Source organism: Bifidobacterium pseudolongum subsp. pseudolongum DSM 20099 (genome assembly GCF_000771225.1).
Taxonomy (GTDB): Bacteria; Actinomycetota; Actinomycetes; order Actinomycetales; family Bifidobacteriaceae; genus Bifidobacterium; species Bifidobacterium pseudolongum.
Genome location: NZ_JDTZ01000003.1, coordinates 127,115 through 151,305, shown reverse-complemented (window position 1 = coordinate 151,305; position 24,191 = coordinate 127,115). Strand labels below are relative to the sequence as shown.

At 63.5% G+C, this 24,191-nt stretch carries 20 protein-coding genes; 4 read left to right on the top strand and 16 right to left on the bottom strand.

Annotated elements, in window-relative coordinates; genetic code table 11:
* Positions 1-291 precede the first annotated feature (291 nt).
* The 10 genes from OU02_RS02885 to OU02_RS02840 form a co-directional block, all read right to left on the bottom strand.
* Positions 292-1,611 (bottom strand): class I SAM-dependent RNA methyltransferase, encoded by a 1,320-nt coding sequence (locus OU02_RS02885; RefSeq protein WP_033488692.1) that lies wholly within the window; start codon positions 1,609-1,611, stop codon positions 292-294.
* 26 nt (positions 1,612-1,637) lie between these two features.
* Complete coding sequence (locus tag OU02_RS02880; RefSeq protein WP_051918240.1) at positions 1,638-2,222, bottom strand: hypothetical protein; 585 nt, start codon at positions 2,220-2,222, stop codon at positions 1,638-1,640.
* A 28-nt stretch (positions 2,223-2,250) separates the two neighbouring features.
* Positions 2,251-2,985, bottom strand: coding sequence for a DUF3159 domain-containing protein (locus tag OU02_RS02875; protein ID WP_033488691.1), 735 nt, complete (start codon positions 2,983-2,985; stop codon positions 2,251-2,253).
* Positions 2,985-3,842: a DUF3710 domain-containing protein gene (locus OU02_RS02870; RefSeq protein WP_033488690.1), complete on the bottom strand. Its 858-nt coding sequence runs from the start codon at positions 3,840-3,842 to the stop codon at positions 2,985-2,987. Before OU02_RS02870 ends, OU02_RS02875 begins: the two co-directional genes overlap by 1 nt.
* A 170-nt stretch (positions 3,843-4,012) precedes the next feature.
* Positions 4,013-4,873: an exodeoxyribonuclease III gene (locus OU02_RS02865; RefSeq protein ID WP_033488689.1), complete on the bottom strand. Its 861-nt coding sequence runs from the start codon at positions 4,871-4,873 to the stop codon at positions 4,013-4,015.
* A 117-nt stretch (positions 4,874-4,990) separates the two neighbouring features.
* A complete protein-coding gene (locus OU02_RS02860) occupies positions 4,991-7,009 on the bottom strand; it encodes a dipeptide ABC transporter ATP-binding protein (protein ID WP_033488688.1) in 2,019 nt (672 codons plus the stop codon).
* Positions 7,010-7,028: 19 nt separating this feature from the next.
* A complete protein-coding gene (locus tag OU02_RS02855; RefSeq protein WP_033488687.1) occupies positions 7,029-7,982 on the bottom strand; it encodes an ABC transporter permease in 954 nt (317 codons plus the stop codon).
* 14 nt (positions 7,983-7,996) lie between these two features.
* Entirely contained in the window at positions 7,997-8,923 is a 927-nt protein-coding gene (locus tag OU02_RS02850; RefSeq protein ID WP_033488686.1) for an ABC transporter permease, read from the bottom strand.
* A 247-nt stretch (positions 8,924-9,170) separates the two neighbouring features.
* Positions 9,171-10,808 carry a peptide ABC transporter substrate-binding protein gene (locus OU02_RS02845; RefSeq protein ID WP_033488685.1) on the bottom strand — a complete coding sequence of 546 codons (1,638 nt, stop codon included), beginning with the start codon at positions 10,806-10,808 and terminating at the stop codon, positions 9,171-9,173.
* 190 nt (positions 10,809-10,998) lie between these two features.
* Entirely contained in the window at positions 10,999-11,949 is a 951-nt protein-coding gene (locus OU02_RS02840) for a tyrosine recombinase XerC (protein WP_033488684.1), read from the bottom strand.
* 228 nt (positions 11,950-12,177) lie between these two features.
* Here OU02_RS02840 and OU02_RS02835 point away from each other — a divergent pair, with 228 nt between their 5' ends.
* A complete protein-coding gene (locus tag OU02_RS02835; protein WP_033488683.1) occupies positions 12,178-12,981 on the top strand; it encodes an ABC transporter ATP-binding protein in 804 nt (267 codons plus the stop codon).
* 7 nt (positions 12,982-12,988) lie between these two features.
* On the top strand, positions 12,989-15,823 hold the full coding sequence (locus OU02_RS02830) for an ABC transporter permease (RefSeq protein WP_033488682.1): 2,835 nt from the start codon (positions 12,989-12,991) through the stop codon (positions 15,821-15,823).
* Between the two features lie 72 nt (positions 15,824-15,895).
* Here the strand turns inward: OU02_RS02830 and OU02_RS02825 are convergent, their stop codons facing one another.
* Together OU02_RS02825 and OU02_RS08030 are read right to left on the bottom strand one after the other, a co-directional pair.
* A complete protein-coding gene (locus OU02_RS02825) occupies positions 15,896-17,047 on the bottom strand; it encodes a glycerate kinase (protein ID WP_033488681.1) in 1,152 nt (383 codons plus the stop codon).
* On the bottom strand, positions 17,044-17,796 hold the full coding sequence (locus tag OU02_RS08030) for a hypothetical protein (protein WP_238551936.1): 753 nt from the start codon (positions 17,794-17,796) through the stop codon (positions 17,044-17,046). Before OU02_RS08030 ends, OU02_RS02825 begins: the two co-directional genes overlap by 4 nt.
* A 263-nt stretch (positions 17,797-18,059) precedes the next feature.
* Here OU02_RS08030 and OU02_RS02815 point away from each other — a divergent pair, with 263 nt between their 5' ends.
* Together OU02_RS02815 and OU02_RS02810 are read left to right on the top strand one after the other, a co-directional pair.
* A complete protein-coding gene (locus OU02_RS02815; RefSeq protein WP_051918242.1) occupies positions 18,060-19,199 on the top strand; it encodes a CdaR family transcriptional regulator in 1,140 nt (379 codons plus the stop codon).
* 23 nt (positions 19,200-19,222) lie between these two features.
* Positions 19,223-19,471 carry a DUF6725 family protein gene (locus OU02_RS02810; protein WP_033488901.1) on the top strand — a complete coding sequence of 83 codons (249 nt, stop codon included), beginning with the start codon at positions 19,223-19,225 and terminating at the stop codon, positions 19,469-19,471.
* A gap of 7 nt (positions 19,472-19,478) precedes the next feature.
* Here the strand turns inward: OU02_RS02810 and OU02_RS02805 are convergent, their stop codons facing one another.
* The 4 genes from OU02_RS02805 to typA form a co-directional block, all read right to left on the bottom strand.
* Positions 19,479-20,519, bottom strand: a complete 1,041-nt coding sequence (locus tag OU02_RS02805) for a prephenate dehydrogenase (RefSeq protein WP_051918277.1) — start codon at positions 20,517-20,519, stop codon at positions 19,479-19,481.
* A 53-nt stretch (positions 20,520-20,572) separates the two neighbouring features.
* Complete coding sequence (locus tag OU02_RS02800; protein WP_033488680.1) at positions 20,573-21,574, bottom strand: prephenate dehydratase; 1,002 nt, start codon at positions 21,572-21,574, stop codon at positions 20,573-20,575.
* Positions 21,567-22,013: a hypothetical protein gene (locus tag OU02_RS02795; protein WP_033488679.1), complete on the bottom strand. Its 447-nt coding sequence runs from the start codon at positions 22,011-22,013 to the stop codon at positions 21,567-21,569. The genes OU02_RS02800 and OU02_RS02795 overlap by 8 nt, the downstream gene beginning before the upstream one ends.
* Before the next feature lie 131 nt (positions 22,014-22,144).
* Positions 22,145-24,073 (bottom strand): translational GTPase TypA, encoded by a 1,929-nt coding sequence (gene typA / locus OU02_RS02790; protein WP_033488678.1) that lies wholly within the window; start codon positions 24,071-24,073, stop codon positions 22,145-22,147.
* Positions 24,074-24,191 lie beyond the last annotated feature (118 nt).

The window sequence follows — 24,191 nt, the reverse complement described above, 5'->3', positions numbered from 1 at the left end:
TACCCCAGCTCGTCGGTCACCGACGCCGCGCTGCGATCGTACTGCTCGTACAACCTCACCGCACGAAGCCTCTGCTCCCTCGTGTACTTCACCATCAGTGGACTCCTTTCCCACCAAAGAGTCCAAGAAATCGGCACCACCTCAACCTATTAAATATCCAATCACGAGTCTCGACCCTATAAAATAGCCCGTTCGATAAGTTCCCCCAGAGAGTTTTTTCTTAGTTGGACCATCCTTTTGCAAAAAGGTCAGGTGTGCAGGAATGGCTTAAAATAAGGCTTTTCTCACCCCTTAGCCTCTGACTCTTGACATCAATGCTACCGTCTCAACATGGTGCGTCATCGGGTAGATGTCGAACGCGGCGATCGAATGGAGCGCATATCCATGCTGGGTGAGCGTCGCCGTGTCACGCGCGAGCGACGCCGGGTCGCACGCGATGTACACGACGATCGGCGCGCCGGAGTTCGCGATCTTCGTGCACACCTTCGCCTTCGCGCCCGCGCGCGGCGGGTCGAGGACGACGATGTCGGGGTGCGCGCGCTGCGGATCGATGTCTTTCTCGAGCGTCTTGAGCACGTCGCCGCACAACGCCTGCACCGTGTGGATGCCCGCGCTCTTGAGGTTCCTGCGGGCGTTCGCGACCGCCGTCTTCGCACCTTCGACGCTGACGAGCTTCGCATGCTCGTCGATCAGGGTCGCGAGCGGCAGCGTGAACAGGCCGGATCCCGCATACAGGTCCCAGATCACCAGATTGCGGCCGTTGCGGGGCGCGCGGTCGCCAAGGACTTCGCGGATCTGGTCGATGACATACTGCGGCAGCACCTGCGGTGCCTCGCGGTGCATCTGCCAGAAGCCGGCGGCGTCCACCGTGTAGTCGAAGGTGTGTCCGTCCACGGTGATCCGCTCGGTCAGGCTGCGGCTGCCGTGGCGCACCTTGCCGTCGACGATGATGGCGTAGTTCCTGCCGATGGCACGGCGCAGCGCAGCCCCATCCGCGATGTCCGCGGCGTCCACGCGCGGCTCGGGAACGGCGATGCGCACCTGCGCGTTGGCGGGTAGCGCGCCGCCCCACACGTCGTTCATCGCGGCCGCTTCGAGCACGGCGCGCGTCGCGAGCGGCATCGTGTCGATCGGTACGCGTACGTGGCTGCCACGGCGGTGCATCGACGGCCGTCCCTCATCGTCGGTGATCATCTCGATGCGCGTGCGCCACTGGAGGCCTTGCGCCTCCTCATCGCCGGGCATGGCATAGACGGGGATCTCGTCGAGCTCCACATGGCCGAGCCGGCGCATCACGTCCATGACCGCGGCTTCCTTCCACCGTTCCTGACCTTCGAGCGACACATGGATGAGGTCGGCGCCACCGACGCCGCCGCCCATCGCGAGCGGTCCGGCGAGCGGCCAGCTCGGCGCCACACGGTCCGGGCTCGCCTCGAGCACCTCGACGACTTCACCGGTCCAGAACCGGTCGTTCCTGTCGGTCGGCTCGTCGAGCACGATCCTCACGCGCTCGCCCGGCAGTGCGAACCGCACAAAGACGACGCGCCCGTCGATGTGTGCGACGCACCTGCCCTGATCCGCGTATCGTTCGATCTGTACCGTGGCTTCCATACCCGTTCCTGTCTGTTGTCGTGTGTCTATTCGGTGGCGGTGATCGTCGTGACCATCATCTCGCGGTCGTGCGGCTCGTCGCGGATCACCGTGTCGGCGGCCTTGGCGAGCGGCACCGCATCCATCATGCGGTCGTTGATGCGGAACACCGCGGCATACAGCAGTGGGTCGTGGGGCTCGCCCTCCGGATTGAGCAACACGACCGGAATGCCGCTTTCACGCGCCTTGCCGAGCGTCTGGCTCCACGCGCCTTCTTCCCCATCAGTGAAATCACTGATCATGATGAGGTTGACGCGTCGTGCCACCGCGTCGAGCACCGCTTGGCGCGCCGTGGCGCCCGGGTCGTCGAGGCCTGCCGTGGCCGTGTAGACGACGTCGAAGTCATCGTCCGCATCCAGCGCATTCACTGCAAGTGTGTCCGCATTGGATGCGTGCGGCGATCCGATCAGCGCGATCGTCGTGCGTGCACCCGGCACGTTGTCATGCGCCGGCGCCTGCTCCTGCTGTGTGTCGCCGACGGCTGCGCCGCGCGGTGTGCATGCGGCGAGGCCGAACACGGCGAGCGCGCAGCACACGCCCACCGCCAGCTTGAGAAGGATTCCGTTGCCCATGGTGTATCTTATGCCTTTGCTCATCTGCTCATTGCGTGCTGTTTGACGCGTGGGGATGTTCGGCGCTCTCTTCGAGTTGCGCGCGTTCACGCATCTTGTGGCGGTGCATCGGCGTCGCCACAATCAGATAGGTGACCCAGATGGCTAGTGCCCAGAACGGCAGGCCCATCAGCAGGCGTGCGGTGCCGAGCCAGCCCACGTGGTTCGTCACGTACAGCGGCACCTGCACCACAAGGCGCAGTGCGAACACACCGAGCCACAGCCACGTGGCAATGGTGTAGGCCTTCACGAGCTCTTTGTCGGAACGCCAGCCGTTGAGCCATTGTCTGAAGTGTTCGGTGGGCAGCGAGCGGATGAATTCGATGAGGAAACCAAGTGCCGGCACATGGACTGCAAGCGAGACAAGCAGCAGCACGATGTATGCGGCGTTCGTCAGGAACCCATACATGTAGTAATCGCGCGCCTCGCCGGTGCGCCATGCCCAGATCAGGCAGATCGCGACCGCTGCCAAGCCACTGAGGGCGCCCATGACCGACTGGCGTTGGCATAGGCGTACGACCACCTGCAGCACGGCGAGCGCAGCGGACACGAGAATCGTGAGCTGCAGGTTCGACGTGGCAACGAACATGACAACGAAGAGGAAGCCCGGCAGCATGGACTCCACCACGCCGCGCGGGCCGCCGATGGCCGTGATGACCGAGAAATCGTCGTCGCCGGCCTGTGCGAGCGCGCCGAACCCGGTGCGTTTGCGGTCGTTGCCCATCAACGCAGTTCCGAGAACATCGGTCCGCGCGACAGCGTCGTCTTCGTCTCCGTCTCCTGATCGGAGTTGAACGGGCCCTGCGGCTTGCCGGGCAGCTGCGCGTCCTCGCCATCCTGCTGTGCGGCGTCGCGTTCGCGGCGCTCGTTCGGCGTCAGTGGCGGCGCCATCGGGATCAGGTCGCGCGGGGCGAGCGGCTCCTCGCCGCGGTCCACGACGATGTCGGAGAAGAAGCGGTTGAGGATTTCCGCTTCCGGCGACTTGGGGTCTTCGGCCGCGGGGCCGGAGAAGATGCCGCGCAGCATCCAGCGCGGGCCATCCACCCCCACGATACGCGTGGTGTGCACCTTGCCGTTGTCGAGCTTGACGGGCAGTTCGATCTCGGCGCCGAACACGCCGGGCACTTCCTTGGCGTTGGCATTGCCTTCGAGCAGGTCCTCGCGCACGTCATCCCACAGGCCGAGCGTCTTCGGTGCGGCGAAGGCCTCCAGTTCGAGGCTCGACTTCCCGATCGTCACCGTGGCGCCAAGCAGCGTGTTGTCCGCGCGGCTCGCCTTGATGCGCAGCTGGATGCCACGCACGAACGGGATGTAGAACGCGCCGAGCGACATGTATTCGTCGAAATCAGGGGCGTTGTCCTCGTCGATGTCCCATGGGCCGTACTCTTCGCCGCGGCCCTCGTATGTCATGCTCGTCTCTTCGGGGATCTGCCCCGTCATGCGCTCGCCAGCCGCGGCATCGTCGCCCTGCTGGGATTCGTCGTCGAGCTGGGCGTCTTCCTTCGCCATGTCTTCGGTCTGCGAAGCGATGGCCCCGGCCTCACGGTTTTTCTTTTTCCTGCCGAACCCGAACAGTCCCATATATCCTCATTTCGTTGCGGGCCGCCGGCGGCGCGCATGGCCACCGGCAGCCCATTGGCAATAGTCAATCACTACTTCCAGTTCAGTATAGGGCGCATGAGTGATTGCGCGGAATGCGGCGCCCGGTTATTGCACCAAACATCCATGGCCTGCATGCGCGGTCTTGTGCGTCAGACGTCGTACGTGATGGTCAGCGGCGCATGGTCGGACCACCGCTTGAACCATTCCTCGGCGCGATCCACACGGAATCCCCGTGCGGTGAGCGCAAGCTCGGGTGTGGCGAACTGGTAGTCGAGGCGCCAGCCGGCGTCGTTGTCGAACGCGCGGCCACGCTGGCTCCACCACGTATACGGCCCTTGGATGTCGCCGGCAAGGTCGCGCATCACGTCCACATACTCCATCTGCCCGATCCAGCGGTCCATGTAGGCGCGCTCCTCGGGCAGGAAGCCGTGCGTGGTGATGTTGGCCTTCGCGTTCTTCAGGTCGATCGGCGTGTGCGCGATGTTGAAGTCGCCGCAAATCACCGCCTGGTTGCCGCCGGACGCGGCGATGCCCTGCAGTTCGCGCATGCGCTCGGTCATCGCGTCAAGGAACCGGTATTTCTGCACTTCCTTGATGTCGTCTCCGTCACCGCCCGCGTGCACGTACACGCACACCACGGTGATTTCGTACCCCTGCGGGGTGTGCACATCAGCTTCGACCCAGCGTCCCGAATCCACGTCTTCGCTGAGCCCGGGCAGTCCGATGCGCGTGCGTTCCACAGGACGGTCGGTCAGGAGCCCGACGCCAGCGCGCCCCTTGATCCGGCACACGTCGTCGACGGTGGCCAGGTCGTCGGGAGTGGCGATGCGCCCCTGCTCCACATAGGTCGCACCGAAGTCCTGGAACATCTCGTCGAGGATCTCCTGCGGCGCACGCGTCTCCTGCATGCACCAGATGTCGGGCGTGTTGCGGGCGAGCCATTTGCTGACGCCTTTGCGTTTGGCGGCGCGGATGCCGTTGAGATTCGCGGTGGTAATCGTGAGTGTCATGCTTTAGAGCCTACCAGTGCGCCGGATCCATTGCCCCGTTCGTGCGTGGTGAACGCACTGACAATGGTGGGGCGGGTCTCGTGGAAGGAGGACCTTCCACGAGACCCGCCCCGCCCATCAGTCCAGATTGAGACCGAGCTCGAGCTTGCCGCCCGGGATCGCGTCGAGCAGATCCCGCGTGTACTGCTGCTGCGGGTGCAGGAACACCTCGTCGGTGGTGCCATGCTCGACGAGCTTGCCGTGTTGCATGACGACCACGTCGTCGGCGATCTGGCGCACAACCGCGAGATCGTGGGTGATGAACAGGTAGCTCAGCCCGTTCTTGGCCTGCAGGTCGTTGAGCAGATGGAGCACCTGGTCTTGCACGAGCACGTCGAGCGCGGACACGGCCTCATCACAGACGATGACGTCCGGATTGAGCGCCATCGCGCGCGCGATCGCGATGCGCTGGCGTTGACCGCCCGAAAGCTCGTTCGGGTACCGGCGCATGACCGACTCCGGCAGCTCCACCATGTCGAGCAGCTCGCGCACGCGGGCGGCACGGCTCTTCTTGTCTCCGACCTTGTGGATGCGCAGCGGCTCTTCGATGGAACGGAAGATCGAATACATCGGGTCAAGCGAACCGTAGGGGTTCTGGAACACCGGCTGCACATGGCGCCGGAAGTCGAGCAGGCTCTCGCCCTTGAATTGCGCGATGTCGCTGCCGTTGTAGGTGACGGTGCCGCTCGTGGGCTCGAGCAGTTTGAGCACCATGTTCGCCACGGTGGATTTGCCCGAACCCGATTCGCCGACGATCGCCAGCGTGGTGCCGCGCTTGAGCTTGAAACTCACGTCGTCGACGGCCTTAAACATGTCTTTGGTGCGCGGCAACTTGAACTCGCGCGTCAGGTGGCTCACTTCGATGATCGTGTCCGCCTTTTCGAGCGACTCCTCGTTGACCTTATGCTCCATGATCGCCGAAGCGTCCTGGCCACGCTCCTCGACCGAGACGATGCGCTGCGAAGCGAGCGATGGTGCCGCGGCTACAAGGCGTTTCGTGTACGGGTGCTGCGGGTGCTGCAGCACTTCAAGCGACGGGCCCGACTCCACGACCTGCCCCTTGTACATGACCACGATGTGCTGGGCGCGTTCGGCGGCCAGACCAAGGTCATGGGTGATGAACAGCACGGCGGTGCCCAACGAATCGGTCAGGTCCTGCAGATGGTCGAGGATCTTCTTCTGCACCGTCACGTCGAGCGCGCTCGTCGGCTCGTCGGCGATGAGCAGTTCCGGCCGGCAGGCCAGACCGATCGCGATCAGTGCACGCTGGCGCATGCCACCGGAGAACTCGTGCGGGTACTGGCGTGCACGTGTGGCGGCGTCGGGCAGGCCGGCCTCGTCGAGCAGGCCGGCGATGCGGTCCTCCATCGACGAACCGGTGACGTATTTCTTGGCGATGTACCACGCGTCGTCTGCCTTGACCCCGGCCTTGACCAGGTCGTCGGCCACACGCCAGCGGGTCTCGGACCCCGGAACCCATTCGGCGCGGAAGTACTCCATCTTCTTCGCGAAGGCGTCGCCTTCCACCCCGATGGCCACAAGCGCCTGTTCGGCGGCTTCGAGCAATTCCGGCAGCTGCTTGGAGCCGAGGAACGTCTCGTCGCCTTCGCTTTTGATCTCGATGTCCGCTTTGGCGAGCGCCTTGGCCAAATCGGAGCGCTTTTCGTGCGAAACGTCCATGTTGTTGGCCACAAGCGCCTCTTTGACCTGTGTGCCGATGCGCCACACCGGGTTGAGGTTGCTCATCGGGTCCTGCGGCACAAGGCCCATCTTGGAGCCGCGCACGTTCACGAATTCTTTTTGCGTGTAGTGCGAGATCTCGTTGCCGTTGAGCTTGATGGAGCCGCCCACGACCTTGCCGGTACCCGGCAGCAGTCCCAGGCACGCCATGGCGGACGTGGACTTGCCCGAACCGGATTCACCCACGATGGCCACCCACTGGCCCGGATACACGCTGAACGAGGAGTCGCGCACCGCATGCACGGCACGTCCGTCGTCGGTCGTGAAGTCCACCTGCAGGTCCTTGACCTCGAGCAGCGGGACTTCCGCACGCTGCAGCTGGCCGAGTTTGTCGTCGATATTCGTTTGCTCACTCATTTGCTTAACCTCGCGAAGCTCACGCCGTACGGCTCTTGGGATCAAGGGCGTCTTTGACGGCGTCTCCCATCATGATGAACGCCAACACGGTGACCGCCAATGCCACCGACGGGTAGAACAGCACCATCGGGTCGGTGCGCAGGATCGACTGCGCGTTCGAGATGTCGCCGCCCCAGCTGACCGTCGTGGACGGCAGACCGATGCCAAGGAAGCTCAGCGTGGCTTCGGAGACAATGTACGAACCGAGTGACGTGGTGGCGATGACGATGATCGGCGCCAGCGAGTTGGGCAGGATATGGCGGAACAGGTTGCGCATCGGGGTGGAGCCCAATGCGGTCGATGCCGTGTTGAACTCGAGGTTCTTCGACGAAAGCACGGCGCCGCGGGCGATACGCGCGGTGGAGACCCAGCCGAAAAGCGCGAGCACGAGCACGACCTTCCAGATCGAGGTGATGGTGCGGAACATCTGCAGCACCACAATCGCGCCGAGCAGCATCGGGATGGCCATGAAGATGTCGACGATGCGACTGAGCACCGCGTCGATCCAGCCGCCGCAGAAACCGGCGATGGCACCGATGAGCGTGCCAACCGCCACGACGATGAGCGTGGAGAGGATGCCGACGCTCAGCGATGTGCGGGTGCCGTAGATGACGCGCGAATAGACGTCGCAGCCCTGCAGGTCGAACCCGAAGGGGTGGCCCGGGCGCGCGGGCTCAAGCGAATTGTCGAGCGTGCAGTAGTTCGGGTCGTTCTTTGTGAAGACGCCCGGGAAGAGCGCCACGAAGATGATGAACACGATGAGGATGCTGGAGATGATGAACAGCGGGTTCCTGCGCAGCGCGCGCCACGCGTCAGACCACATGCTCGTGGCCGTGGCGGATTCGTCTACCGTGTCGACCGTCTGCAGAGGCGTCTCTTCGAGCGGGGCGACGTAGCGCTCCTGCCCCGGCAATGGTTTTGTGATGTCTGTCATTGCTTGTGCCCTCCTCACGCGTAGCGGATACGCGGGTCAAGCGCCGCGTACAGCATATCGACCAACAGGTTGCAGATCACGAAGACGAGGGTGAGCAACGTGACGACGGACACGACCATGTTCGCCTCGCCTTTGAGGATGCTCTGGTAGGTCAGAAAGCCGATGCCGTGAATGTTGAAGATCTGTTCGGTGATCATCGCGCCGCCCATCAGCGCACCGAGATCCTGTCCGAGATAGGTGACGACCGGAATCATCGAATTGCGCAGGATATGCCGGAAAGTGACCGATGTGTTGCTCATGCCCTTGGCGCGTGCCGTGCGCACATAGTCGAGCGCGATGTTCGACGAGACCTCGGAACGAGCCAAGCGGATGATGTAGGCCATCGAGACCGATCCCAGCACCATCGCCGGCATCAACAGGTCGAAGAACCCCGGGTTCGCTCCGGCCGTCACCGGCAGGATGCGCCATTTGACGCCGAGGAAGTATTGGCCGACGAAACCGGTGACGAAGGTCGGCACCGAAATGAGCAGCAGCGAGACGATGAGAATCACCGAGTCATACCACTTGCCTTTTTTGAGGCCGGAGATGACACCGAAGACACAGCCGAAGATGGCTTCGAAACAGAATGCCATCAATGCGAGCTTGATTGTGACGGGGAACGCACGGCCGATCTCCGCGATGACGGGCTGGCCGGCGAAGGTCTCACCGAAATTGAGGGTCAGCGCGTTCTTCAGGAACAGGAAATACTGTACGATGAACGGCTTGTCCAAATTGTATTCGGCGCGGATCTGGGCAGCGACGGCTTCATTGACGGGCTTGTCTCCGAACATCGCCTTGACCGGGTCACCCGGAAGAGCGAAGACGAGCGCATACACCAACAGTGTCGTACCGAGAACCACGGGGATCATCTGCAGAATGCGGCGCAGAAGATATTTGCCCATTGGTTGCTCCTTGTTGTCTTACAGACCGCGCTCAGGGCATAATCGATTACGCCGCTCGCGGTCGCGGTATCCAGCAAGTCTACCGCATGACCTGACTTACGGCATGCTTTTGGCGTATATGGGCCGTTCTGCTCATATTCCGGAATGCCGCCCGTTGCCAATGGCAGGGCCCCGGAACCCATCCGGGGTTCCGGGGCCCTGCCTGCGCTCGCCGCCCGTCACGGAACGGGAACCGTTGTCGGATGCCTCACTTCGTCATGTTCTCGTAGATCGGCTGGTTCTGCCAATCCATCTCGAAGCCCTTGACGCCCTTCGCGGCGACGCCGTCGGCGTTCGAGTAGTACAGCGGGACAGCAGGAAGCTGCTCGAGCAGGATCTCCTCGGCCTGGTGGTAGAGGTCGATCTGCTCGTCGTCGTTCGTCGCCGAAGCCGCCTTCGCGAGCAGCGCGTCGACTTCGGCGTTCTTGTAGTCGCCGTCGTTCGCGCCGTGGCCATCGGCCGCCGCCGAATCGTAGAGCTGGTACAGGTAGTTCTCGGCCGACGGGTAGTCAGGCTGCCAGCCGGTGCGGAACGCGCCTTCGATCTTGCGGTCGGAGACGGCGTTGCGGAACTCCTGGAACGTCGGCATCGGGCTCGTCGCGGCCTTGATGCCGAGGTTGTTCTTCACCTGGTTGACGATCGCATCGTAGATCGGCTGCGCGCCGCCGTCGGCGTTGAAGGCGAACGTGAGCGTGCCGTCCCACTTCGAGATCGCCTCGGCCTCGGCCCACAGCTTCTTGGCCTCGGCCGGGTTGGCCTTGAGGTACTTCGCGTTCTTGAGGTCCTTCGAATAGCCCGGGATGACCGGCGCCGTGAAATCGGTCGCCGGCGTGCCGACGCCGTTGAGGACCTTGCTGACGATCTGCTCGCGGTCGATCGCCATCGAAAGCGCCTGGCGACGCAGCTGGCCTTCCTTCGTGCTCGTCTCCCAATGCTTCATGCCAGCGGGCATCGTGAAGGTCTGGATGACCGAGCCGGCCTTGTTGTAGGCCTCGACGGACGAATCCTTTTCGAAGGTCTTCGTGTTCGCGGCCGGGACGGTGTCCATGACGTCGAGGTTGCCCGCCTGCACATCCGCGTACGCGGAATCCGGGGACGTGTAGATCTTGAACGTGACGCCGTCGTTCTTTGGCTTCTCCTCACCCTTGTAGTCGGCGTTCTTCGTCAGCACGATCTGCGAGTTGTGGTCCCACTTGTCGAGCTTGTACATGCCATTGCCAACCGGCTTCTCACCGAAGGCCTTCGGGTCCTTGTAGAAGGATTCCGGAAGCGGCGCGAACGCGAGATAGCCGATCTTGACCGGGAAGACCGAATCCGGGGCGTTCAGGTCAATGGTGAAGGTCTTGTCGTCGACGACCTTGAGGCCCACGAGCTGCTCATCGCCCTTGAGGCCGTCCTTCTGCAGGTCGTCATAGCCCTTGATCGAGCTGAAGAACGACGAGCACTTCTGCGCGTTCTTCGCGTTCGCCGTGTAGCTCCACGACTTTGTGAACGATTCGGCGGTCACCGGCGTGCCATCGGTGAACTTCCAGCCGTCCTTGAGCTTGACCGTGTACTGTGTCGCGTCCTTGTTCGGTTCGATTGACTCGGCGACCTCCATCTTCGTGTCGCCCTTCGAGTCGTAGCGCACAAGGTTCGCGAAGAGCAGCTGGCCAACCTTGCCGCCGCCCGTCTCGTTCGTGTCGCCCGGGATGAGCGCGTTCTGCGGCTCCGAGTTGTAAGCGGTGATGATGTTCCCACCGCTGGCGTTGTTGGATGCGTCACCGGATCCGCCGCAGCCGCTGAGAAGCATGCCGAGCGCGCAGGCACCTGCGACGACGGCGATAGCCTTCTTCTTCTTCTTCATGTGATTACTCCTTTTCTTTGATCGGCCGGCGGGGCATGCCCGCCGATACGCGATGGGGCCGAAACCACTTGCGGGTTCCAGCCCCATCGCCGATTAACACCTTATTGTGCCACACCCATATAACCGGCGTTTTCCATTTGAGAAAAACAATCCGTGCACGCGCATGCTGGGCACGGCCATCCGGCGGCGCTCACGCGCGCGGAAACGCCTGCCTGTAGCGCGATTTGAGCTGCTCGATCGACACATGCGTGTAGCGCTGCGTCGTCTGCAGCGAGGAATGCCCCAGCATCTCCTGCACCTCGCGCAGGTCCGCTCCCCCGTCGAGCATATGCGTCGCCGCGCTGTGCCGCAGCGCGTGCGGCGAGATGTCGGGCACACCGGCGCGCGCCGCCTCGCGGTGCACGACAGACCGGACCACGCGCTGGTCGATGCGCGCGCCCCGCGCGCCGAGGAACAGCGCGCCGCCGGCATCGCCAGTCGCGAGCACCGCACGCCCGTCGCGCAGCCACGCGTCAAGCGCGCGTTGCGCGGGCGCGCCGAACGGCACGACACGCTGCTTGTCGCCTTTGCCCGTCACGGTTATGGTACGGTCCGCGTGGTTGACCGAACGCATGTCGAGCCCCACAAGCTCGGCCACGCGAATGCCGGTGGCATACAGCAGCTCGAGCATCGCGCAATCGCGCAGTTCGATTGCGCGGGCATGCGGCGACACCCCACCGCGCGATGCCCCATCTTGCGGACCACAGGCGGCGTCGGCCGACTCCATGAGCTCTTGCGCCTGCTTCTCGTTGAGCACCGCCGGCAGCGTCTTGCCGAGTTTCGGCGTCTTGAGCGCAGCCGCCGGGTCATGGTGCGTCACACCGTGGGCGAAGCACCACGCGAACAACCGGCGCACCGCGATCGTCTTGCGCGCCAGGCTTGTTTTGCTCACCTGCTGCAGTTCGTTCGCCATCCATGCGCGCAGGTCGTCCAACTGCACCGCCTCGAGTTGGGCCTGCGTGCGTATGCCGAGCACGTCCATGCACTGTTCGACGTCGGAATGGTACGACCGGCATGTGTGTTCACTCAACCCCTCGTTGGCACGCAGATATGTGATGAACGCGTCAATCACCGGCCCCACGCCGCGCTCATCACTGTCCATGACACCTCCACATACCGAACACAATCCCATGATAGCCGCAGCATCATGTAGGCTTGTGCGCAGCGAGTAACAGCAAGGGTTCCTGGCATGTCCGCATACATGCCATCTTCACGCCGGTTTTCCACCGGCATATCCACATGGCGAAATATTTATTGTTTCTCAATATGTTTTTATCGTTTTTCGATATGTCATCGAAACGAACATGAGACCACAGCAGAAAGGAAACTCATGAGCAAGCGCACGGGCGCCAACGCAACCAGCCCCATCGTGGCGAAAGCGGTCGATCTGGTCAAGACCTACGGAGACACCGACAGCCAAGTGACGGCACTCAACCACGTAAGTGTCGACTTCCGCCGCGGCGAACTCACCGCGATCATGGGTCCGTCCGGCTCCGGCAAATCGACGCTGATGCACTGCATGGCGGGCCTCGACGTGCCGTCGAGCGGCCAGGTGTTCGTCGAGGACCTCGAAGTCTCGTCGATGAACCAGAAGCGGCTCACCCAACTGCGCCGCAAGGAAATCGGCTTCATCTTCCAGTCCTTCAACCTCGTGCCCACACTGACGGCCGAAGAGAACATCCTGCTGCCATTGCAGATTGCGCACCGCCCGGTCGACCGCGAATGGTTCAGGAAAGTCGTGGGCGTCGTGGGGCTCGAGAACCGCCTCGACCACCGTCCCAGCCAGCTTTCGGGCGGCCAGCAGCAGCGCGTCGCGTGCGCACGCGCCCTAATGGAACGCCCGTCGGTCATCTTCGCCGACGAACCGACCGGCAACCTCGATTCGCGTTCGAGCCGCGAAGTGCTCGAGTTCCTGCGCACATCCGTGCGTGACTATGGCCAGTCGATCGTCATGGTCACGCACGACCCGCGCGCGGCGAGCTTCGCCGACCGTGTGCTCGTGCTCGCCGACGGTTCGATCACGCAGGACATGAACCACCCGACGTATGACGACATCCTCGCTGTCTTCGCCGAGCATGACGACCCGGACAACGGGCCGGTCTCGGTCGAATCCGCAGACGCCAAGGAGGCCTGAGCCAACGATGTTCCGTATCGGATTAAGGGATACCAAGGCACACTTCCGCCGCTTCATCATGTCGATCATCGCAATCGCGCTCGGCGTCGCGTTCGTCGTCGGCTCGTTCTGTTTCCGCGAGATGCTCAACGACCAGGTCGCGCAGATGATGGGATCGAATTCGGACGCCGACGTCTATGTGCGCGGCGCGACCGAGGAGAAGCAGGAGCCGGGTGGCAGTGTCACCAGCTACAACAGCACATACAACGAAATCAGCACAAGCATCATCCCAGACATTGAGAATGTCGACGGCGTCGCGAGCGCCGATGCGACGATGCAGCTGGGCAACGCCGTGCTGCTCGACCACAACGGCGACGCGCTGACGACGGTCGGTGCACCGACGCTCGTCATCGGCGTCGATCAGGACGCCCCATGGCGTTCGGTGCATTTCGTCTCGGGCGAATACCCGCAGACGGACGATGAGATCGCGCTGCTTGAAGACACGGCCGACAAAGCCGGGCTCAAGACCGGCGACACGGCGAAACTCATCGTTGACGGCGAGGCACGTGAGATGACCGTCTCCGGTGTCTTCACTTCGCCGTCGACACAGCTCGGCGCAATCCTCATTCTCGCCCGCCCGAGTTTCGTCCAGCATGTGCTGCAGGAGGAGGGAGAGGACACCTCGAGCATCCAGTTCATCGGCGTGTACGGCAGCAAGACGACGCCGCTCGACGAGGAGGCCCAGCAGCAACTCGCCGACCGCATCAACAAAGCACTGCCGAAGAGTGCGGACGCGCACGCCGTGACCGGCGACTCGGTGCGTGACGACGCAACGAAGAGCATCCAGGACCAGCTTGGCTTCATCCAGCCGCTCATCCTCATCTTCGCGGCGATCGCATTGTTCGTCGGCGCGTTCATCATCGCGAACACGTTCACGATGATCGTGCGCGAGTCGATGCGCGGCTACGCGTTGCTGCGCTCAGTCGGCGCCTCGCCGACCCAGGTGTTCGCGAGTGTGCTCATCCAGGCCGTCATCCTCGGCATCGCCGGCTCCGGCATCGGCGTATTGCTCGGCTGGGGCCTGCTCGAAGCGATCGCCAAGGGTATGAGCAGCGGTGGCTTGCCGTTATCTGGCTCGCCCGCACCATCGGTGACCGACGTCATCATCGGCGTCATCGTCGGTGTCGTCGTCACGATCATCGGTGCGACGCTGCCGGCGAAGACCGCGGCGACCGCTCCCCCGATCCAGGCGATGAACGAGACGGTCAATCCGGAGAAGCCGGTCAAGGCCCGTGGCTGGATCGGCATCGTGATGGTTGCGCTCGGCGCGGCTTTCTGGGTGCTGTGCTATCTCGGCGCCGCCAAGCGCGTGGATTGGCAGTGGCTCAAGGACCTTGGATCCGGTTGGACACTCGGCCTCGGCGCGGCGTTCGTCGTCATCGGCGCGATCGTGTGCGCGCCGGCGTTCGTCGCACCGGCCGCAAAGGTGCTCGGCTGGATTCCGTCGAAGATGTTCCCGGTCACCGGCAAACTCGCGACGCGCAACATCGGGCGCGCGAAGCGGCGCACCGCGAACACGGCGGCCGCGCTGTTCATCGGTGTCGCGATCGTCAGCTGCCTCGGCGTCGTCGCGTCGTCGATGAAGACCTCGGTGAACAACCTCGTCGACAACAATGTGAACGCCGATTATGTGGCGATGACGGCGAGTATGACGCAGCCGATCTCCACGAAGGCCGTCGACGCGATCGAGGACACCAAGGGCGTGGGCGCCTCCTCAGCCGTCTACATGCTGCCCACGGTGAAGGCGACGAACGCCGAAAAAGACGTCATGACCGCCGCCATCAAGACCGACCTGCTCACGGAACTCGCCCCGGTCGGACAGCAGGACGGCGACGCCGCGAAGGCGATCGACGACGGCGAGGCCGCGGTCGGACGCACAATCGCTGACGACGAGCACTGGAAGGTCGGCGACGTGATCGACCTCGAATCGGAGAACACGTCTGTCGACGAGGAAGCCACGAAGCAGGCGTCCGAAGCGTACCAGAAGCAGGTCGAGGCACAGGCCATGACATTGCAGCAGGAAGCGCAGCAGTTGGCCGCCTCCGGAGACGTCTCCAGGGCACAGGCCAAGGCGAAGGAGGCCGAGAGCGTCGTCAAGCAGGCACAGAACGTCGATCCGAAGCAGTTCGTCAAGATGAAGACCGAGACGAAGACGGAACAGGTCAGGATCGGTGCGATCATCAACGACTCGTTGTATGCGGACAGCATCTTCATCTCGGTGCCGACGGCGGAAAAGATCACAAGTAAAGACATGATGATGGTCACGCAGATGTACGTGCAGGCGGAGCCCGGTGCAAACGTCGAGCAGCTCGGCAAGGACCTCAAGAAGACCGTGAAGCCGTTCTATACGGTCTCGGTCCTCACGCGCGACGAGTTCAAGTCGTCGATGAGCTCGATGATCAATTCGATGCTCGCGATCATCTACGCGTTGCTCGCGCTGTCGATCGTCATCGCGATCTTCGGCATCGTCAACACCTTGGCGCTCAACGTGTCGGAACGCACCAAGGAGATCGGCCTGCTCCGCGCGATCGGCACATCGAACGGCCAGGTGCGCGGCATGCTCGCGATCGAGGCGGTCATCCTCTCGGTGTTCGGCACGATCGTCGGCATCATCGTCGGCGTGGCGGCCGGTGTCGTGATTCGCGTCGCGTACGAGTCTCAGGGCATGACGACGTTGACGATTCCATGGGGCCAGCTTGTGCTGTTCCTCGTCGTCGCGGTCATCGTCGGCCTCGTCGCGAGCATCTCGCCGGCGCGCCGTGCGCTCAAGCAGCCGGTGCTCGACGCCGTGGCGAGCGAGTAGCGGCAAAACGGAACAAGGGGTGTGCCCGGCGGGTGATGGCCGGGCACACCCTTTGTTCCGTATGGGCGCATGTCACGCCTGCATGCCGGCCGTGCAGGCAATCAACCGGGACACGTTCTCGGCGCACCGCTCGAGGTTCCACTCCCCGGCGGCGAGCACCTGCTCCAGGCTCCCCGCTCTGGGAATGATGCCGAATACAGCGTCGATGCCTTTCCCGTACAGCTCCTCGATGCCACTCCCCACCGTTCCGGCGAGGGCGACGACGCAGCACCGCGGGGATGAGGACTTCACGGCCTGGGCCACTCCGATTGGGGTCTTGCCGTACTGCGTCTGGCTGTCGATGCCACCTTCCCCGGTGAAACACCAATCCGCGCCGGCCGCCTGCTGGATGAGACCTGTCGCCTCCACGACGAGCGAGACCCCCGACTGCATGTGCGCGCCCGTGAAGGCGAGGAAGCCTGCTCCAAGGCCTCCCGCCGCACCAGCGCCCGGGATCGATTCCACGTCACGCCCGAGCTCGCTTCTGATGACCGCCGCATAATGGCGCAATGCCGCGTCGAGCTGCGCCACCGTGGCGTCGTCGGCGCCTTTCTGCGGGCCGAAGACCGCCGAAGCGCCCTGTGCGCCGGTCAGCGGATTCGTCACATCGGAGGCGAGGCGGATGTCCGCCGTGCCAAGGCGCGGGTCGATGCCCGAGACGTCGATGGCGGCGAGATCGGCGAGCGCCGCCCCGCCGAAGGGCAGCTCGCCGCCCTGCGCGTCGAGCAGGCGCACGCCGAGCGCCTGCGCCATCCCGGCACCGCCGTCATTCGTGGCCGATCCGCCGAGCCCGATGATGAATGAGGTGACGCCGTGGTCAAGCGCATCGCGGACGAGTTCGCCGGTGCCGTAGGTCGTCGTGATGCGTGGGTCGCGGGTCCGCTCATCCACATAGGCGATGCCGCTTGCCGCGGCCATCTCGATCACGGCCGTCCTCCCGTCGCCGAGCATGCCGTACTGCGCGCGCACGGGCGTGCCCAATGGTCCGGTCACGGTCGTCTCGAGCAGTTCGCCGCCGGTCGCGTCGACGAGCGACTGCACAGTGCCCTCGCCGCCGTCGGCCATCGGCACAAGGACACATTCGGCTTGGGGCAGCGCGCGCCGTATACCCCGTTCCATCGCTTTGGCCGCCTGTTCCGCGCTCATGCACCCCTTGAAGGAGTCCGGCGCGATGATGATCTTCATGATGTTTCCTTCCTGTGTGTGTCCGTCTTCGTATGGTGCCGGCGCCATCCGCTCGCCACACGATGGTGAGCAATGTGGCCATGATCGTCATGGTCAGGACGACCGCCGCTTCGAATGGCACGACTTTCATGCGTTCTCCGATCGTCATGTTCATCGCCTTGGCGATGAACATGGAAATAGTTGCCTTGTGGCAGCCCGTCGATGACGGTCGCGCCCGCCTGCATCGTGATTGCCGCCGCGGCGGGGGCGATCACGATCATCACGACGTCGACCATGCGCCCCATGCCGGACTTCGTGTATTCGAGCACATACCGGCCTTTGCGCATCGCGAGCATGCCCACGATCACGGCGAAGGGCAGGATGTACAGCGCGTCGATCTGCAGGTGCTCAAGCCACGCGATATGCGTCACCGAGCCGATTGGGCCGAGCATGAGCAGCACGACGGCGGTCACTGGGGCCACCAGCGCGCTCCACAGGCTCGGCAGGTCGGATTCGGCGAGGTCGACGTGGAAACCCGACGCGGCGGCGATCGCGTTTGGGTTCGGTGAGATGATGTTGCCGGCCTTGCCGCCGCCGGACAACGCGGTCAGCAACGCGAGCTTCGAGATATGCAGCTTTGACCCCATTTCGATCGCGAGCGGCGCGACGATGAGCACCGCAACCGGGGTGAACACGCCGATCTCGCAGATGAGCATCGTGGCGAGCGCAAGTCCGATCAGCGCCGCCCACCAATGCAATGTTCCGTCCACGCCCATCACTTCCGTCCCGTTGTTCCCGAAGCCGGCGGCATTTCGTCTTTGGATCGCCAGCCATATATGCTCCGGACTAATTCGCCGTCTGATATGACAGCGCTAGAATGGTATTTCCACGGACACCCCTGTCCGCTGCTTTGGTAGTTATATCTTACCATTTCAGGGATTTTCGGCAGTGTTCCACACTACAGGAAACAGGATGGGTGCCTGTGGCGAAAATGGTACATGTACCAAAAACACACCAGTGAAGAGGCAACCACATGGAGATTGACCAGCATATCGCCGAGACGATCGTGTCCAACATCAAGGACGTGTTGCGCCACGAGATCAACCTGTTCGACACGCATGGCGTGATCATCGCGAGTACAAACAGGTCCCGCATCGGCCACCACCATGCGGCCGCCCTGCTCGCCGCGCAGACCCAACGCACCGTGTACGTCGATGACGACCACCGGTATGAAGGCGCCCGCAACGGCATCAACACCCCGGTGATCATCGAGGGGGAGGTAGCGGCGGTGATCGGCGTGACCGGCGAACGCGACGCCGTCGAATCCTTCGGCAACGTCATCCGCAGGATGACGGAGATCTTCCTGCGGGAGAACATCGAGCAGACAGCCCGATACAACCGGCGCATCTCCGAGACGAATCTGATCAATCAGCTCATCGGCGAACACCAGGATACCGAGCTCATCCGCTACCTTGCGTCCGTGCTTGACTGGGATGTGCATGCCCCGCACTATGTGGCCGTCGGACATATGGCGCCTTGCTCCCCTTCCCTCGCATCCACACCAGATCCCGTCATCCTGCCCGTACGGCATCTGCAGCGCCTGCCCGGATCGATCTTCACCGCGAACGCCAACGGCTGCTGCCTTGTGGTCGAATCGACACCGGACTCCACGGCGGCGCTGCGTGACCTCCATGAGGCGTTGTCCACGGACGGGGTGGCGATCGGGTTCGGTGTGAGCGAACCCACGGCTGACCTGCGCCTCATCCCCGACCGCTACCGGCAGGCGCGGATGGCGCTGGACTGGCAGCAGTTCACGCGCACGGTGCAGATCGTGCATGTCAGCGACCTCGACTTCGGACTGCTGGTGCCCTCGATGGACCATGCCTACATGGTCCAGTTCGTGGACCATGTCTTCGGGGAAATCGACGACGCGCGCATCCGTGCGCACCAGCGCACCTTCGACGCCTATACGCGCTTCAACGGCAGCATCACGCACGCCGCGGAAGCGCTGCACATCCACAAGAACACGATGCAGAACCACCTCAACGGCATCGCGGACGATACCGGGTACAACCCCCGTACGCTGCAGGACTACAGCGTGCTCGACACCGCGTTCCGGCTGTATGATTATCTGCGCTTCACCCACGCCTATGACAAGGCCCCGGAAGCATGACGACAGACAAGGAGAACACCATGGTGAGACTTCCCCAGACCATCCCCGCAGGGGCGCGCATCGTCGTACGCACCTATGCCGGCGTGGACGAGCGCACAGGCAGGCGGCAATACCGCGATGTCGTGGGCCATGTGCGCTCGTGGGACGGCACAACGCTGCACATGACGCGCGATGCGGCCGCGAACGGCTCGCGCCCCGCGCAGGAAGTGCGCATCGATGCCGCGAGCATCGCCATCCTCAAACCCGTGCCCGAACGGCCACGGCGCCGGTGACGGCCATTCAGATGGTGATATGGCGCTCGGCGAGCGCATGGTGCCCGGAGGTGAAGCGCACAATGTATTCGCCACGCTTGGCCGAATCGAGGAAGTCATCGCGCCAATGCTCGGGGTGGATGCGTAGCGTGGTGAACACCGTTTCGGTCTCACCGCTGTTGCGGTTCGCCATATGCTGCTTGAAGTCACGGTATGGCTGGCCTTCCGTGAAGAACCGGTGGATGGTAGCCACATCGTCGTCACGCAGTGCGTCGGCGAATTCGGTGAGCCGCGCGGCCATCTGGCGCAGCAGGCCTTCCACGTTCTGGCTGTTCTCCACGACCATCGCGCATGTGCGGTCCGGGTCGGTGAGTGCGACACGCGTCATGTCGCGCCATGACCCGGCAGACAGTTCGGCGGCGATGTTGCGGTCGGGGTCGGCCGTCATCTGGTTGATGAGCGCGGTGGAGACGACGTGCGGCATGTGCGAAATCAGCGAGGCGGCGCGGTCATGCGTATCGTCGTCGATGACGATCAGCGAATTCTGCAGGCCGCGCGTGATCATGCCGGCAATCTGCACGATGCGCCGGTATTCGGTATGCTCGTCGTAGGTCAGGGCCCATAGCGCATTGTCGAAGATGCCTGGGTCGGCGGCGGTCCAGCCGGAATGCTCATTGCCGGTCATCGGGTGCGCGCCCACATAACAGTCGATGATGCCCGCGGCGTGCACCTGCTCGCGCACCAGACCCTTCACACTGCCCACATCGGTCAGCGTGGTATGAGACGGGTCGATGATCGGCTTGATGGTCTGCAGGATCTTGGGCATCGCTACAAGCGGATTGCACAGCACGAGCACATCCGGCTGGGCCTCCACAAGTTCTTCGAGGGTGTCTTTGCAATCGATGCCGGCGCGAGCCGCGGTCTCGTACGGGTGTGCGCGGTGGTTCCATGCGCTGACCTTGCAGCCTGCGGCGCGCAGACGCACCGCGAGCGAACCGCCGATGAGTCCGAGACCGACGATGCCTACATGCTGTGGGCATTCGATGCCGTCGGAGGTGATCGCCGGCAAGGTGGATGTGACTTCAATCGGGGTCGCCGCCGTTGGCGCGGGGGTGTGTGCTTCTACCACAGCAGTTCCTTTCTCATGGACGCATCGCCTTGCCACGCCTCCTGCAAGGTTCCTGCATTGCATCGTACGCCCCCTTGTGGGAGCATCCATTCATCCACGGGCGGATGCGGCCGCTCGTGGCGCGGATAGACGGCGAGTGTCTTGAGCCAGTCGCCGTGTTCAGCGATTTCGATGAGCGTTTCCCGGAAACGCGGTTCCCATGGCGCCGCATCGAGGGTGGCGATGAAACTGTAGGTGCCATCGTGCCCCTTGATCGGCCGGGAGATGAAACTCGTCATGTTGAGACCGGCGTCGCGCACCACGTCGAGCACATCGGCGAGCACTCCCGGGCCGGTGGCGAGCGGAATGAACGCGAGGATCGATTCGAATTCGCGCACACCGCGCTCCCGTGCATCGGCGAGCAGGCGTTGCACGCGGGCGCGGGGCGCGACGACGAGGAATTCGGTGCGGGCGCCGGTGAAGTCCTCGACGTGCGAGGCCACATGTTCCAATCCGTACAATCCGCCGCAGATGGACGGCCCGAGCCCCACTTCGCCTTCGCGCAGATCGCGGCAGGCGGCAGCGTTCGACGACGCGGGCACGGCGCGCAGGCCGTAGCGGTCCGCGAAGGCACGGCATTGCGCCAAACCGTGCGGGTGGGCGGTCACGACGGAGCAGGATTGGAGGATATGTTCGCGATCCTGTGCTTTCTGCGCGGTCGTGGCGGTCACGAATGCGTCGAACGTCACGTCCACGCCGACGCGCATGAACGCAGCCACGTCGGTGGCGTCGATCATCATGTCAAGGTTCGGCACCACGTAGCCTTCCACATTGTTTTCCCAGGCGATCACACCCAGTCCTTCGCCGGCGGCCACATGGCGCAGAATCTGCGGCACATCGGCACAGGCATGCAACCGTGCGCCATGCCCGCCTTGGCCCGCAAGTCCTTCGGCCGCGGCGATCGCCGCCTGATGGGTGAATGTGCCTTCGGGGCCCAGGTAATACACATCAGTCATCGGCTCGCCTTTCAGGAATCGTGAACCAACGTGCGGGCAGGAACAGCATGATCACCTGCAGCAGAATCGAGCCGTACAGCCAGATCACACCGCAATATAGGCTGAGCCATGGCAGTTCGGTGTTGTGGAAGCCCACGATCACCGCATCGCCATTGGGCCAGCCTTGGGCGATCAGATAGATCAGCAGTGTGGAGCACAGCATATGCACGGCGAATCCGGTGATCCCACCGCGCGAGCGCGCGCACCACGCCGACATGCCGAGCAGGGCGAACGCGATCACCAAACCGACCGGCATGTTGTATGCGGCACCAATGCGCGAGGCGAACGTGGCGACAAGGGCCGATCCCAGCGCCGAAAGCACGGTGATGAGGGTGCGCACCGGCGCACTGCGGCGGTGTGACCACGGTTGGCTGGTGGCCTGCTGCTGTGGGTTGCTCATATCTGCCCAGTGTAAGCCGACCGTGCAACTTCGCCCGGGGCCGCATCAAATCTGGCGGATATGCAGGGGCGGGGCCCGCACAATCGCCGTGCGGGCCCCGCCCCTCATCCACCGTCCGTGGTGTTTGCCGCTTACTTGGCCGCGTTGTTGTTGGCGCGGCGCTGCTTGGCGCGCCACTTGTACCAATCCTCACGGTTGAGGATGATCTTGCGGATGCGGATCGATTCCGGCGTGACTTCCACGCACTCGTCCTCGTTCGCGAAGTCGAGCGACTCCTCGAGGCTCATCTTGATCGGCGGCGTGAGTGTTTCGAGCACGTCGGCGGTTGCGGAACGCATGTTCGTCATGTGCTTGGCGAGCGTGATGTTCACATCGAGCTCTTCCGGCTTGTTGTTGACGCCCACGACCTGGCCTTCGTAGACCTGCGACTGCGGCTCCACGAAGAAGTTGCCGCGCGCCTGCAGGCGCTGCATCGCGTACGGTGTCGCGGTGCCTTGACGGTCGGAGACCATCGAGCCGTTCTGGCGGGTCACGATCTGGCCGGCCCATGGCGCATATCCGGCGGAGAGCGACGACGAGATACCGGTGCCGCGCGTCGCGGAAAGCAGTGCGGTGCGGAAGCCGATCAGGCCGCGCGACGGCACGGTGAACTGCAGGCGCACCCAGCCGGAGCCGTGGTTCGACATCGATTCCATGCGGCCCTTGCGGTCCGCCATGAGCTGCGTGACGGTGCCCATGTATTCCTCGGGCACGTCGATTGTGGTGGATTCCATCGGCTCGCACAGCGTGCCGTCGATCGTCTTCGTCACGACCTGCGGGCGGCCGACCGTCAGTTCGTAGCCTTCGCGGCGCATCTGCTCGGCGAGCACGGCGAGCGCGAGTTCGCCGCGGCCCTGCACCTCCCATGCGTCCGGCCGGTCGGTCGGGATGACCTTGATCGAGACGTTGCCGATGAGCTCGCGGTCCAGACGGTCCTTGATCATGCGGGCGGTGAGCTTGTGGTCCTTGCCTTCGGTGCCGGCGAGCGGGGAATCGTTCGTGCCGAAGGTCATGGAGATGGCCGGGTCGTCCACATGGATGAGCGGCAGCGGGCGCGGGTCGTTGGGGTCGACGATCGTTTCGCCGATCATGATGTCGTTCACACCGGCCACGGCCACGATGTCGCCGGGGCCGGCGGATTCCACCGGCAGACGGTCGAGGCCCTGCGTGCGCAGCAGCTCGGAGACGCGGAAGTTCTCGATCGACCCGTCCACACGGGAAAGCCCGTAGGTCTTGCCCTTCTCTAGGTTGCCGTTGTAGATGCGCACCAAGCCCAGACGGCCGAGGAAGTCGGAGGAGTCGATATTAGCCACATGCGCCTGCAGCGGGGCGTCCGGGTCGTATTCCGGAGCCGGGATGTTCTTGATGATCGAGTCGAACAGCGGCTCGAGGTTGTCATTGTCGGGCAGCTCGCCATTCGCGGGCTGGTCGGTCGAGGCATAGCCCACTTTGGCGGCGCAGTAGATGACCGGCAGGTCAAGCAACGAATCGAGGTCGAGGTCCACGCCTTCCTCGATCACGTCTTGGGCCAGACCGAGCAGCAGGTCGGAGGCTTCGCCGACCACTTCCTCGATACGCGCGTCGGGGCGGTCCACCTTGTTCACGCACAGGATGACCGGGAGCTTGGCTTCCAGCGCCTTGCGCAGCACGAAACGGGTCTGCGGCAGCGGGCCTTCGGAAGCGTCGACGAGCAGCACCACGCCGTCGACCATCGAGATGCCGCGCTCCACTTCACCACCGAAATCGGCGTGGCCCGGGGTGTCAATCACGTTGATCGTGATGCCTTCGGGATGCCCATATTTCTCAGCGAGTGGACCGGTGTATTCCACGGCCGTGTTCTTCGCGAGGATCGTGATGCCCTTCTCGCGCTCGAGATCGTTCGAGTCCATGACGCGGTCTGGCACTTCCTCACGCTCGTTGAACACGTGGGACTGCTGAAGCATTGCGTTGACCAATGTGGTCTTGCCGTGGTCAACGTGAGCCACAATTGCCACATTACGAATATCGCCGCGAACCGCCATTGCTGTTTTCTCCTAAAAAGTATTGATGTTCTCGTGTAACCGGTGGCATGACCTAGGCATTCACCATTCGTACACAAACCGGCACAATACTACGCGCACATGCTGACACGACGATCGC

Bases quoted from the DNA above. Each gene is read 5' to 3' on its own strand.
- OU02_RS02885 (WP_033488692.1), bottom strand. From the start codon at position 1,611: ATGGAAGCCACGGTACAGATCGAACGATACGCGGATCAGGGCAGGTGC.
- OU02_RS02880 (WP_051918240.1), bottom strand. From the start codon at position 2,222: ATGGGCAACGGAATCCTTCTCAAGCTGGCGGTGGGCGTGTGCTGCGCG.
- OU02_RS02875 (WP_033488691.1), bottom strand. From the start codon at position 2,985: ATGGGCAACGACCGCAAACGCACCGGGTTCGGCGCGCTCGCACAGGCC.
- OU02_RS02870 (WP_033488690.1), bottom strand. From the start codon at position 3,842: ATGGGACTGTTCGGGTTCGGCAGGAAAAAGAAAAACCGTGAGGCCGGG.
- OU02_RS02865 (WP_033488689.1), bottom strand. From the start codon at position 4,873: ATGACACTCACGATTACCACCGCGAATCTCAACGGCATCCGCGCCGCC.
- OU02_RS02860 (WP_033488688.1), bottom strand. From the start codon at position 7,009: ATGAGTGAGCAAACGAATATCGACGACAAACTCGGCCAGCTGCAGCGT.
- OU02_RS02855 (WP_033488687.1), bottom strand. From the start codon at position 7,982: ATGACAGACATCACAAAACCATTGCCGGGGCAGGAGCGCTACGTCGCC.
- OU02_RS02850 (WP_033488686.1), bottom strand. From the start codon at position 8,923: ATGGGCAAATATCTTCTGCGCCGCATTCTGCAGATGATCCCCGTGGTT.
- OU02_RS02845 (WP_033488685.1), bottom strand. From the start codon at position 10,808: ATGAAGAAGAAGAAGAAGGCTATCGCCGTCGTCGCAGGTGCCTGCGCG.
- OU02_RS02840 (WP_033488684.1), bottom strand. From the start codon at position 11,949: ATGGACAGTGATGAGCGCGGCGTGGGGCCGGTGATTGACGCGTTCATC.
- OU02_RS02835 (WP_033488683.1), top strand. From the start codon at position 12,178: ATGAGCAAGCGCACGGGCGCCAACGCAACCAGCCCCATCGTGGCGAAA.
- OU02_RS02830 (WP_033488682.1), top strand. From the start codon at position 12,989: ATGTTCCGTATCGGATTAAGGGATACCAAGGCACACTTCCGCCGCTTC.
- OU02_RS02825 (WP_033488681.1), bottom strand. From the start codon at position 17,047: ATGAAGATCATCATCGCGCCGGACTCCTTCAAGGGGTGCATGAGCGCG.
- OU02_RS02815 (WP_051918242.1), top strand. From the start codon at position 18,060: ATGGAGATTGACCAGCATATCGCCGAGACGATCGTGTCCAACATCAAG.
- OU02_RS02800 (WP_033488680.1), bottom strand. From the start codon at position 21,574: ATGACTGATGTGTATTACCTGGGCCCCGAAGGCACATTCACCCATCAG.
- OU02_RS02795 (WP_033488679.1), bottom strand. From the start codon at position 22,013: ATGAGCAACCCACAGCAGCAGGCCACCAGCCAACCGTGGTCACACCGC.
- typA (WP_033488678.1), bottom strand. From the start codon at position 24,073: ATGGCGGTTCGCGGCGATATTCGTAATGTGGCAATTGTGGCTCACGTT.